Below are 11,939 nucleotides of genomic sequence, written 5' to 3'. Positions count from 1 at the left end.
TCGGGTATACTGAATGGATGCCCGCGTCCTCTTCCACGTATTCGGTCGGCGTCGCCCGCTTGCCGCGTTCGGCACGAAACTCCGCCGATCCGCAGGGGCGTCGCGTCCCGGCAAATGAGTCCGGTTCAACCAGCGCACCAGCCGGGCACGATCATCCGGGGGCGAAGTCGAATTCGTGGTGGCGACGAGCGCCTGAACGAATCTTCGGTGCGCCGAGCCGGATCATCGCGATCGATGTCACCCGGGGCCTGGCGCTGGTCAGCGTGGTGGTGCTTCTCGCTGTGCCCGGTCTGCTGGCTACGGGAGCGACCGGTGCCGCCGTTCGGAGCAATGCGCCTCTAGATCCCGGCGGTGTTCCTGGAACCCCGGCACTCCCGTCGATGAGCGGCTTCGAGTGGAGCGCAAGCGACTCATGGGTGACTCTGGTTCCTGCCGTTGTTGTTCTTCTGTTCGCAGTGAGTTCCGGGATCTCCGTCTCGTTGGCGGCCGGCGGGCACCGACTGCTGACCGGTGTGCACGGCGTGCAGGTTCGACTCCGACTCCTGTTCCGTGCTGTCATCTGCTTCAGCACCGGGGCCGCCCTGGTCGCAACGTCTGACGCGGTGAGCAGCCACTCCGTTTCTCCAGCACTCGGAATCCAGGGCGAACTGGTTGCACAGCTGGCAGCGCAGCTCGGGCAGGCCCTGCAGGTCATCGCAGCACTGACTGCTCTTTCGATCGTGGTCGTGCGTCTACCGGTATGGGTCCTTTTCACGGTGTCGGGAATCGTCGCAGTGGTCCCGCCGATCGTCTCCAGCATCGTCGGTTCGATCGGTTCTGATACGTCACCATTCATTTCGCAACGGCTCAGCTCGCTCGGTCTTGACCCCTCGTCGTTTGCCCGGTCCGTCTTCGCTTCGAGCACGCTCGGCACCCCGACTGTTCTTTGGGCCGCGCTCTTCTTCGTCGGGCTTGCTCTCGCAAAGCTCAATCTCGCTCGCGTTCGAACGCGACTTGTGGTGTTGGGGGCAGGATTCCTTGCAGCTGGAATCTGCTTCGGCACGGGGTGGGCTCTGGGTCACTCCTCGGCGTCGCTGCCGTGGGCACTGGGCACGCTCACCAACGCGCCTGCCACCTCGAACGTGTTCGCCTTTGTCGGAGTCAGCGGCTCAGTGATCACGGTCGTGGCCGTGCTCCTGCTCGTGGCCCCCCTCCTCCGATGGGGGCTCATTCCTCTGGCGACGACCGGTTCTCTCGCAGCGACCGCGTCGTTCCTGGTGCTGGGAGGAGCGGCGATCACCGATGCAGTGACTCGTGGCGGCTTGCCCGCGAACGCCGTCCTGATCGGGGTCGCAGCCCTGCCCGTGTTCTGTACCCTCTGGCGCTTGCTGCTCGGTCGAGGCCCGCTCGAGCGCCTCGGGCGAAGTATTGAACGCTTCATCTCAGCAGAAGCCCCCACCGAAGATGGGGCTGAACCGAAGTCGTCTGAAGGGAGAGCGGCTCAGCCTGCGTCGCCTGAACCACGGGCAGCCCGGCCACCGCGAGTTCGAGAGTCCAAAGCCCGCGGCCTCGTTCGCCAGAAGCGCCCAGCTCGCCGCGAAGCTCAGACAACGTCTGTCGCTCTGCCTTCCACCGACGTCGGTGCACGCACCAGCTGGAGCCCCGGGGAGACACTCGGCAGGTCGCCGTTCTGACCGACCAGCCCTTCGACTATCGGGCCAAGGGCCCAAGAATCCGAACTTCATGCAACCCGAAATTCACATAAGACGCCTGCTGGGCACGAGCGATCGCCTCCCGGCGGGCCCTCTTGAACGACAGCTCATCGACGAAGCGATTGTGCTTGCCGACGCACTCGGTGACGAACGACTGGGCTACGAAGCTCGACGCCGAATGGCCCGATCGTCAGAGCTGGCGGCCGAAGCGGTCACACTCGCTCCGATGTCCGCCACAGGTTGTCCGATCGATGACGTGCGCAACGACACAGCTGGGGCGAATGACGTTCTGGAATCGGCCACCCCAAACACGATCGAGTTCGAACTCGCGCCCGCATGGCTGCGCGTGGCCCGGGAGCGCGCGACGGTCGGTGACGTCACAGGGGCCAGGTCTGCCATTGCCCGATGCCGTGACTGCCTGGATGCCCCGCCCCCGCCAGGCACTGGGCGTTCAGCTGTTGCACGCCTCTCGGCCGAGCTCTACGCTCTCGAGATACGAATCGCCGTCGAGCGGGGCGATTACGAACAAGCGGAACGCCTGTGCTCGTGGCGCGTCGACGTTCTCATCGAAGATGAACGACTCGACCTGGCCGAGGTGGAACTCCAGCTCGGCCTGCTTCTGTTCGGCGTCGAACCACAGGTCCGGCGAGGCGATCTCGAGCGGGCACTGGGCGAAGCACGACGAAAGGGTTTCGATGCAGAAGCCCAGGTGAGCATCCTGACCGCACTCGCCGAGCTGAAAGTGAACACGGGGCTGGCGAACGAGGCCGTGACCCTTCTTCTCGTCGCGGTCAAGCTCTGCGGCTACCAACCCGACGACGAGACGGTGCAGAGACCCCTCTACCAACTCGCCAGAGCGCGGTTCGCAGCACACGACCACGATGGAGCCCGGGCCGCCCTCGACAGGGTGCTTCGGCACCCACTCGACCGGGCATTTCGGGCCCGCTCACTTCTGCTGCGCGCCCGGGCCCTCGCGTCCGACGGGTCAGAACAGGGCGTCGGGGGCTGGTTCACGGCGCTGGCGCAATCGAAGCCGACCGGTAACCCGGATGCCCGGCGCCTGCTCGAGGCGGTGACCGATGCCGACCGGGCACTCGTTCTCTGCCTCGAGCTCGGTTACAGCCAGGGCATCATCGAGGCCTGTGGCGTTCTCGCAACGCTTCTCGAAGATCTGGGCACGGCCTCCGGGGTGATCGAAGCGTGGCGACGGGCTCTCACCGAGTCAGAGCGCATCCGCCACCCACACACCCAGTTCCTGCGGTTTCGCCTCGCCCGAGCACTCATTGCCGCGGAACGCGGTGCAGAAGCCTGCGCAGAACTGATGGAGGTGTTCGCGTTCGTTGTCGAGATGGGACTGCCCACGACGGAGCGAAGCGAAATCCTGTACTGGCTCGGGCACGCGCAGCGACTCGCAGATGACGACCAGGCTGCCTATGCGAGCTGGAGCGTGGCGCTCTCACTCACACAGCCGCCGCACGAGCCGCGAGCGGCGGTCAGGCTCGGACTCGCACTGGGCCGCCTGTTGCTCGACGACGACGACCAGGCGGCCGTCGATGTACTGAGCCGCGCGCTCCGCTGCGCCCGCCTCCTTCCGGCCGGATCATGGGAAGTCGTCGATGCTCTGCACCTGCTCGGCCAGGCGCAGTGTGCTTTCGGCGATCGCACCGGACTCGACACCCTCGACGAAGCGATCTGCCTGGCGGCCGACTTCGCATTCGACGTGGACGGGTTGTTCGCGAACATCACCGAGTCACGTGCCCACGCCCTCGACAGTCTCGGGGATGACGACGAAGCAGTTCGCGTTGCCGCCCGTGCGACCGCGCTCTACGAACGGGTAGGGCAACGATCATCCGCTGGCCACACCAGTCTCTTCACGGCACGGTTGTTGAGATCGGTCGGCCAGTTGACCGAGGCACAACAATGGTACGAACACAGCGTCGAACTCCTGTCTGCTGAGGGCGCCGTCGCACGGGTCGCTGACGGCGAGCTCCGCATCGTGCGCAAGCAGACTCAGTCGGCCGTGGGTCGGGCTTCGGCCTGAAAGAGACCAGGAGGCCAGCGGCACACCCCCGGTTGCGCGCCGAAGCGCGTTTCAGTCGGCCGCGATCTCCCGCGCGTCAGACGCCTCGAGCGGCGGCAGCCTCAGCGCTTTGAGAAGGCTCAGCGAATGGCGGGTCGTGACGATGATGCGCGAGAACTCCGAATCCTGCAGGTCGATGACCACCGACGTTCGCGTGCCCTTGATCAGCAGGAAGTCCTTGCCATCGTGATACTTCCATGAGCCGACGGCCAGCGTGAGTGGAACTGCCGTTCCCGGAGCGCGAATACCGCGGACCCAGACCCACGGGTCGTCTGTGAGGGCAGCCGACCGGATGTTCTCCAACGGCACTTCGATGTCGCTTCGCCGCAGCGACATGATCTTCTCGGCTCGCGTCAACCTGATCTCGAGGCGATCGGGGTGAACGAACAGAACAGACATGGGTCTATTTTGCCGGTGATTCCTGTGCAGCGGAACGAGCCGCGCCCGGGAGCGCAGACACGATACGATCCATTGCTCTCTCGTCCAGGGCAGCAGAGACGAACCAGGCCTCGAAAACAGAGGGGGGCAGCGAGACGCCGGCATCGAGCATCGAGTGGAAGAACGGCGCGTAGCGGTACGATTCCTGCGACTGCACCTCGGCATAGGTACGCGGCCCACCCGCAGTGAAATCGCCGAAAGCGAAGCTGAAGAGATTTCCCGCCCGCTGTACCGAATGCGCGACACCCTCGGCATCGAGAGCCAGGGAAACGGCGTTCGAGATGGTGGATGCTGCGCTGTCGAGCTTCGTATAGACGCTCTCATCGGCCAATCGCAGGGTCGCGAGACCTGCCGCCACAGCCACCGGGTTTCCTGAGAGTGTTCCGGCCTGGTACACCGGGCCGAGGGGTGCCAGGTAGTCCATCACGTCTCCCCGACCGCCGAGCGCCGCCAGGGGCATACCGCCGCCGACGACCTTGCCGAATGTGAAGAGGTCGGGGGCGTACGGCGTTTCGGCATTCACCTGCGCAGGGGTAGAGGACTCGAGGCCCCACCAGCCGGCCGGGCCGACCCGGAAGCCGGTGAGAACCTCATCCACGATGAGAAGGGCCCCATTCGCGTGCGCAATGTCAGCGAGTGCGGCGTTGAAGCCGGGATCCGGAGCCACGACCCCCATGTTCGCCGCCGCAGACTCGGTGATGACGGCCGCGATCATGCCCTCGTGTGCGGCAAAGACGGCGCGAACAGCTTCGAGGTCGTTGTACGGCAGCACGAGTGTCTGGGCGGCCGTGGCCGCTGTGACCCCGGCGGATGCCGGCAATGCGAGGGTTGCCAACCCTGATCCGGCCTCGGCCAGGAGGGAGTCGGAGTGGCCGTGATAGTGACCCGCGAATTTCACGAGGATGTCGCGGCCGGTGAAGCCCCTCGCCAGACGAATGGCGGTCATTGTCGCTTCTGTACCGGTGGAGACCAGGCGTACCTTCTCGACCGGCGATACCCGAGCTGACGACATGCGAGCGCGAATGGCCTCAGCCAACTCGGTCTCGCCTGGCGTTGAAGCGCCGAACGACAGTCCACGCGCCGCCGCCGCCTGCACGGCCGCGATGACCTCGGGGTGGGCGTGCCCGAGAATCGCGGGCCCCCACGAATTGACCAGGTCGACGTACTCGACGCCATCGGCATCGGTGATGTGGGGGCCGCTGGCCGACACCATGAAGCGCGGCGTGCCACCAACGGAGCGAAACGCGCGTACCGGCGAGTTCACTCCGCCAGGGATGGAGACGCTTGCGCGGGCGAACAGGACGTCGGATTCAGACATGTGTGGTGACCTTGGTTTCAGCGGCTGATTAGGACTGGTCGAGCAGGGTGCGAGCGATCTCTGAAGCGAAGTACGTGAGCACGGCGTTGGCGCCCGCACGGCGGATGCTCGTCACAGACTCCACGATGGCCCTCTCCCTGTCGATCCAGCCGTTGGCGGCCGCAGCTTCGATCATCGAGTACTCACCGGAGACCTGGTATGCCCAGACGGGAACGGGCGAGACCGCCGCGACATCGGCCAGTACGTCGAGGTAGCTCATTGCCGGCTTCACCATGACGATGTCTGCACCCTGCTCGACATCGAGAAGCGCCTCTCTCGCACCCTCCCGACGGTTCGCCGGATCCTGCTGGTATGTCTTCCGGTTACCTCGTAGAGACGAGCCGACTGCCTCCCGGAAGGGGCCGTAGAAGGCAGAGGCGTATTTTGCGGAGTAGGCAAGGATTGCGGTGCCTTGAAATCCGTTCGAATCCAGTTCATCGCGTACAGCAGCCACCTGGCCGTCCATCATCCCCGAGAGCCCGAGGAGTTCGGAACCGTTCTCGGCCTGCGCCAGGGCCATGTCGCGGTATCGAAGCAACGTCGCATCGTTGTCGACCCGCCCTTGGCCATCGAGCACCCCGCAGTGGCCGTGATCGGTGAATTCGTCGAGACAGAGGTCGGTCTGCACCACGAGCGAGTCGCCCACTTCGGAGACGACGACCTGGGTGGCGCGGTTGAGGATTCCGTCGGGATCGGTCGCTCCCGACCCGATGGCGTCTTTCCTCTCGGGGACACCGAAGAGCATCACGCCGCCAAGGCCGAGCGCGGCCGCCTCGGTCACAACACTCCGCACTGAATCCAGGGAGTGCTGCATGACACCGGGCATCGAGCTGATCGGCCGGGCTTCGCCCTCGCGCACGAAGAGCGGCAGCACGAGGTCAGCGGCGTGGAGCCGGTTCTCAGCGACGAGACGTCGCATCGCCGGCGTCGACCTCAGCCGACGAGGCCGAATCGAGAGGTCGATCGTCTGGGCCGGGGCGAAAGTACTCATGCGATAAACCCTACGCGTACAAGCTGTGGGGCCGATCTGTGGGAAGGCATGCCTGGGGCGTGTCGCCCAACTCCGGGTCGAAGGGAGCTGCACGTCTCGGGGTGGCCTGCAAGGCCGAAGAGGAGTTCGCACTGGAAGTGCGGGCGACGATGAGATCCCTACCGACACGGCCCGCCGATCCTACGGATCGTCAGGAACCGGCGGTTGGGGCCCAGCCGCAGGGCGCGTCGAGATGCGCAGCGCAGCCGAAGCGGAGTTGGGAGACAAGCCCTAGCGCGGAGCAAGCGCCGCTTCGATGAGCGCCTGGATCAGGGACTCACTCGAGCGGTCGTGGGCGATTGCGTCGACGCGCAGGCCGTAGGAGCGGGCATCCTGCGCCGTCACCGGCCCGATGCAGGCCACAATCGTGCTTTCGGGAATCGGCCCGAGCTGCAGCTGAACCTGTTCGGCCACGCTGCCCGACGTGACGAGGATGGCGCGGATGAACCCCGCAGCGACCTCTTCACGAATGTTCGGATCGACGGGAACTCCAATGGTGCGGTAGGCGACCACCGATTCGACCGAATGCCCACGCTTGACCAGGCCGTTCGTGAGAACGGGTTTCGCGATCTCACTGCGCAGAGTGAGGATACGAAGCGAAGCACCGGCCTCTTCGAACTGCTTCATCTCACTCAGCAAGCCCTTGGCCGAATTGTCTTCGAGCGGCACGAGGTCGACCTTGTACCCGGCCAGCGACAGGGCTGCCGCGGTCGTTTCACCGACGGCGGCGATGCGTGTCGTCGCAGGGACGATCGCGCGGTGCGCCGAAAGTACGTCGACCGTCGTCGCACTTGTGACTGTGAGCCAGTCGAAAGCACCCCCGGCAAGCCTCTCGAGTGCACTTTCGAGTGCCGCCGCGTCTTCGGTCGGTGCGAAGTTGATGAGTGGGGCGACGATCGGCGTCGCACCGACCGCGCGGAGATCGGAGGCAACTCCGTGGCCCCACGGCCCGCCGCGAGGAACCAACACCCGCCAACCGGTGAGGGGCTTGGTACCAGGTGAGATCGTCATCGGCCACCCCCCAGTTGCGCCAGGTCGGAGGCACCGTCTTCGAGGAGTTGGAGAGCTACATCATGGCCGAGGGCTGTCGCCATCTCGAGCCACAACTGTGAATTGACGGCCGCGTCGCCCGATGGAAGTTCCACCGACCGTTCGCCGCCCAGTTCTTCGGCACCGTCAGCGCTGTAGACGGCTGCCGTCAGTGTGAGAGTGTTTGCTTCGAGTTGTGCGTTTGCTCCGATGGGAGCGCTGCAGCCGGCCTCGAGCGTTGCGAGAACAGCGCGTTCAGCAGCAATGGACAGCCGTGATTCGTCGTGCCGGATGTATGCCAACTGGGGAATATTGTCCTCCTCGCGCGCTTCGATGGCCAGGGCTCCCTGGCCTGGGGCGGTTGGCCAGACGGCGAGGTCGAAGAACTCAGAAACGGCATCGAGCCTGCCCAGTCTGGTGAGACCGGCTGCAGCAAGCACCACGGCGTCCAGTTCCCCGCTCGACACCTTTGCCAGCCTGCTGTCGACATTACCTCTAATGTCGACAACCGTTGCATCCGGCCTGAGACTGAGGAGTTGCGCCACCCGCCTCGGCGATCCCGTACCGATGGTTGCACCCTCCGGCAGATCAGCCAGGGTCAGGCCGTTTCGGGTGATGAGGGCATCGCGAGGGTCCTCGCGCTGGGGCACTGCAGCGAGCACCAGGCCCGGGTATGGCGCCGTCGGAAGATCTTTGAGTGAATGCACAACCAGGTCGCACTCGCCCGCAACCAGCGCCGCCCGCAATGCACTGGCGAACACCCCCGTGCCGCCGATGCTCGACAGCGAGGCACGCGAGGTGTCACCTTCTGTCGTGACCACCGTGATGGTGACCTCGACGCCCGTCAGTCGGGTCAGCTGCTCGGCGATCATGCCTGTCTGGGCGAGGGCGAGGGCACTCCCTCGTGTCGCGATCGTGAGCTTACGGTTCATGAGGTGGGGCGCGTCTCGGTTCGTCAATCGGGTCAAAGGTGTTCTCAGTGCGTGAGCGGTGGTTGTGTTCCCGGGTTCGCCTCTACTCAGGGTGCGAGCCCGCCCAGGGCAGGTTTGAACCCCAGTCGCACATTCTCGCAGCATCCCGAGCGGCAGACGTCATACCAGGGGCCGAGCTCCGTCAGGGACGGGCGTTCGGCTGTCGGTGTTCCGTTCACACGCTCGAGCACCAAGTCAATCAGCCCGCTCACGTACTCTGCGTGAATACCCGGCGTCGGCACCCGAACGCTGTACAAATCGTTATCGGCCGCAGTCTGTGTGGCCTCATTGTCGAGGTCCCACTTGACCTCCATGTGGTCACTGACGAAGCCCAGGGGCACGATCACCACGGCACGGACGCCACGGGCCGGCAATTCGGCGATCGCATCATTGATGTCGGGCTCCAGCCAGGGCTGGGTGGGCGGCCCGCTGCGGGACTGAAAGACGAGTTGCCAGTCCGGCATGGATGATCGCCCGACCCCCACCGCAGCCATCACCACTTCGGCCACCGCCCGGTGCTGCGCCTCGTACGCGCCTCCGGCACCGAAACCGCGCTCGGGCGGGCCGGAGCGGTCGGCGTCGGCCGTCGGAATCGAGTGGGTCGTGAACAGCACCTCGACCTCGCTCGCCAGGTCGATACCCGGCAGAGCCTCGGCGACCTGCTCGAACGCCGTCGTGACACCGTCGATGAAGGGTGAGACGAAGCCGGGGTGGTCGAAGAACTGCCTGACCTTGTCGATCTGCAGTTTCTCACCGAGCCCGGTCTCTTCTAGGGCCCGTGCGTAGTCCTCGCGGTACTGGCGGCAGCTCGAATACGAACTGTAGGCACTCGTACCGATGGCGATCAACTTCGTGTAGCCCGCTGCGTCGGCCTCGAGCAGCGCTTCGCTCAGGTACGGCGCCCAGTTGCGGTTGCCCCAGAGCACAGGCAGGTCGATGCCGCGGGAGACGAGCTCTGCCTCGAGCGCGACCTTCAACTGGCGATTCTGCTCATTGATCGGGCTCACGCCGCCGAAGGCCCGATAGTGGTGGGCGACTTCTTCGAGGCGTTCATCGGGGATACCGCGCCCACGTGTGACATTCTTCAGGAACGGGATGACGTCGTCCTGGCCCTCTGGCCCGCCGAACGAAGCGAGCAGGATGGCATCGTAGGCAACCGGTACCTCGATGTGCTCGGCTCCTGTCGAGGCTGCAGCTGTGGCGTTTCGAACGAGAGGTTGCGACTCGACATCGGTCACTGGAGCACCTCGACGATCTCGGCGGTGCTGATGCGGCGGCCGGTGAAGAAGGGGACCTCTTCGCGCACGTGCCGCCGGGCATCCGTCTGCCTGAGGTCTCTCATCATGTCGACCAGGTTCAGGAGGTTCTCGTCTTCGAGCGCGAGGATCCACTCGTAGTCGCCGAGCGCGAAGCTCGCGACGGTGTTGGCGAGGGTCGTTCGGAAGGCAGAACCCTTGATTCCGTGGTCGCGCAGCATCTGGCTGCGCTCAGCCTCCGGAAGCAGGTACCACTCGTACGAGCGAACGAAGGGGTAGACCGTGACCCAGCTCTGCGGCGGCTTGCCGAGCATGAACGAGGGCATGTGGCGCTTGTTGAACTCGGCGTCGCGGTGAACACCCATGGCGTTCCACACAGGGAGAAGCCCGGTGAACAGTGCCGTGCGGCGCAGCTGGCGCAGTGCCCACTGCAGCGTCTCGGGAACACTGCCGTGGATCCAGACCATGATGTCGGCGTCGGCGCGGAGGCCCGACACGTCGTAGAAGCCGCGGAGGGTCACCTCTTCGCTCTCGATGCTCAGAACAGCGTCATCGAGCTCTGCGACGATCGATGGCACGTCATAGCCGTCGAACGAGACGGGTGCCTCTGGGTTGCGTCGGAAGACAGCCCAGAGCGCGTAACCGGTGACCATCTCGCCGGCGGGCTCCGAGGTGGATTCGATGGTGGAGGGTGCGAGCGGTGCATCGGCCTGGTGCGTCGCCCGATCGGGTGTCGGGAGTGTCATTGTCTTCTTTCGTGCCGCAGGATGCAGAGCGGATCTCGCGGAGTTCGGTGCAAATCGATGGTGGTGTGGAGTGAGGCCTGTGCGTTGTGATGCGTGAGGTTCCCGGTGCATCCGCATCGAGCCTCCCGCACGAAAGGGGAGGGAGATGCAGTCGGAGCCGTGAGTTCTCAGCGCCGAGCTGCGCGGATGCCCAACCAGACGGCGGCGCCCACTACGGCGGCGACACCGGCCGCTGCTGCGACGAGAACAGCAGGATTCTCCTCGCGGAGGGTCTCGACGTGCGCCGCGAACCGGCGCGCTGCGAGCTTCGCCTGCTTCGGAACATTGAGTTTGGTCTCGATTGCGTCGAGCGTCTCCTGCAGGTCTTTGCGATTCTTGGCGACATCGCTGAGGATCTGAGCGTGCGTTCGGGTATCAGCTGGCTTCTCGGGAGCCGGCGGTTGGTTCTTCGCCAGCCCCGCAGCGGCGGCCTTCGAGGCCGCGCCCAGGGGAGCATTTCCCGTGGAGCTGTCACTCATGCTTCTCACCCAATCCCTTTACCGCGTTGATGTCCTTCTTGATGCTGGTGATCGACTCTTCGGGCACCGGGGGCACGCCCTTCTTGATCGAGAGCACGCCGACGAGGATCAGGATCGCAGCGACAACGAACAACGCGGCCGCCACGATGAGTGCGGCCAGCCAGGCTGGGAGGGCCGTCGCTATGCCGAGAACGGCAGCGGCGACCAGCACCGCGAATACGAAGAACAGCAGGAACAGGGCAGCCGCGATGAGCCCGGCCCCGATGCCCAGCTTCGTCAGCTTGGCGGTTACCTCGGCCTTGAGCAGCGTGATCTCGTCTTTGACGAGAGTCGTGATGAGGCTCGGCAGCGCCGAGACGAGTTCGGCAAGGGACTGCTTGGACTTGGGGTTGAGTGCGCTGGAGGTCGGGTCGTGCGGTGTGTCGCCGGGGCGGTCAGCCATGAGAGCTCCCCGCGCCTAGACGGTTGCGTCGGGTGTCGCGGCGGTTGCCGGGCTGGTACTGCCGGCCTTCACGCTGGCATCGCTGGCGGTGGGCTTGGTGCTCACGACGGTGGTCGTGGTCTTCTTGACCCCGAGAACGGTACCCAGCACCTTCTTGACCTGGTCGGCCGCCTTGCCAGAGAGGGTGTCGATCCGCTGGTTCGCGAAACCCTTCACCTGGGTCACCCCAGCCTGCACAGGCTGCGACATCCACACCTTGTCTGCGCCGGCCTTGATCTGTTCGTACCGGGCTTTGCCCGCTCGGGCGCCGAGCACATAGCCTGTGGCGAGGCCGACAACGAAAAGCAGCTTTCCGCGCATGATTTCTCCGATCATCGTTGA

Annotated in this window: 12 protein-coding genes; 2 read left to right on the top strand and 10 right to left on the bottom strand. The window is 65.2% G+C overall.

Features of this window, described 5'->3' with window-relative positions; genetic code table 11:
* Window positions 1-17: 17 nt before the first annotated feature.
* Together KPL76_RS04855 and KPL76_RS04850 are read left to right on the top strand one after the other, a co-directional pair.
* Window positions 18-1,673: a hypothetical protein gene (locus KPL76_RS04855; protein WP_216335361.1), complete on the top strand. Its 1,656-nt coding sequence runs from the start codon at window positions 18-20 to the stop codon at window positions 1,671-1,673.
* Window positions 1,674-1,722: 49 nt separating this feature from the next.
* Window positions 1,723-3,732 carry a hypothetical protein gene (locus KPL76_RS04850; RefSeq protein WP_216335360.1) on the top strand — a complete coding sequence of 670 codons (2,010 nt, stop codon included), beginning with the start codon at window positions 1,723-1,725 and terminating at the stop codon, window positions 3,730-3,732.
* A 51-nt stretch (window positions 3,733-3,783) separates the two neighbouring features.
* Here the strand turns inward: KPL76_RS04850 and KPL76_RS04845 are convergent, their stop codons facing one another.
* The 10 genes from KPL76_RS04845 to KPL76_RS04800 all read right to left on the bottom strand — a co-directional run bounded on the left by KPL76_RS04845 (window position 3,784) and on the right by KPL76_RS04800 (window position 11,933).
* A complete protein-coding gene (locus tag KPL76_RS04845; protein WP_216335359.1) occupies window positions 3,784-4,170 on the bottom strand; it encodes a hypothetical protein in 387 nt (128 codons plus the stop codon).
* Between the two features lie 4 nt (window positions 4,171-4,174).
* Window positions 4,175-5,527 (bottom strand): glutamate-1-semialdehyde 2,1-aminomutase, encoded by a 1,353-nt coding sequence (locus tag KPL76_RS04840; protein WP_216335358.1) that lies wholly within the window; start codon window positions 5,525-5,527, stop codon window positions 4,175-4,177.
* 28 nt (window positions 5,528-5,555) lie between these two features.
* Complete coding sequence (gene hemB, locus KPL76_RS04835) at window positions 5,556-6,485, bottom strand: porphobilinogen synthase (RefSeq protein WP_253202300.1); 930 nt, start codon at window positions 6,483-6,485, stop codon at window positions 5,556-5,558.
* A 342-nt stretch (window positions 6,486-6,827) separates the two neighbouring features.
* Window positions 6,828-7,607, bottom strand: a complete 780-nt coding sequence (locus KPL76_RS04830) for a uroporphyrinogen-III synthase (RefSeq protein WP_216335356.1) — start codon at window positions 7,605-7,607, stop codon at window positions 6,828-6,830.
* Entirely contained in the window at window positions 7,604-8,557 is a 954-nt protein-coding gene (hemC, locus tag KPL76_RS04825) for a hydroxymethylbilane synthase (RefSeq protein ID WP_216335355.1), read from the bottom strand. The genes KPL76_RS04830 and hemC overlap by 4 nt, the downstream gene beginning before the upstream one ends.
* Before the next feature lie 86 nt (window positions 8,558-8,643).
* Window positions 8,644-9,834: a ferrochelatase gene (locus KPL76_RS04820; RefSeq protein ID WP_216335354.1), complete on the bottom strand. Its 1,191-nt coding sequence runs from the start codon at window positions 9,832-9,834 to the stop codon at window positions 8,644-8,646.
* Complete coding sequence (gene hemQ / locus KPL76_RS04815; protein ID WP_371733938.1) at window positions 9,831-10,598, bottom strand: hydrogen peroxide-dependent heme synthase; 768 nt, start codon at window positions 10,596-10,598, stop codon at window positions 9,831-9,833. Before hemQ ends, KPL76_RS04820 begins: the two co-directional genes overlap by 4 nt.
* A 167-nt stretch (window positions 10,599-10,765) precedes the next feature.
* Window positions 10,766-11,116, bottom strand: a complete 351-nt coding sequence (locus tag KPL76_RS04810; protein WP_216335353.1) for a DUF3618 domain-containing protein — start codon at window positions 11,114-11,116, stop codon at window positions 10,766-10,768.
* A complete protein-coding gene (locus KPL76_RS04805) occupies window positions 11,109-11,558 on the bottom strand; it encodes a phage holin family protein (protein WP_216335352.1) in 450 nt (149 codons plus the stop codon). The genes KPL76_RS04810 and KPL76_RS04805 overlap by 8 nt, the downstream gene beginning before the upstream one ends.
* Window positions 11,559-11,573: 15 nt before the next feature.
* Window positions 11,574-11,933, bottom strand: coding sequence for a YtxH domain-containing protein (locus KPL76_RS04800; RefSeq protein WP_216335351.1), 360 nt, complete (start codon window positions 11,931-11,933; stop codon window positions 11,574-11,576).
* Between the last annotated feature and the right edge of the window lie 6 nt (window positions 11,934-11,939).

It is taken from the genome of Subtercola sp. PAMC28395 (assembly GCF_018889995.1).
In the GTDB taxonomy this organism is placed as follows: Bacteria; Actinomycetota; Actinomycetes; order Actinomycetales; family Microbacteriaceae; genus Subtercola.
This window is presented reverse-complemented; position numbering and strand designations above follow the sequence as displayed.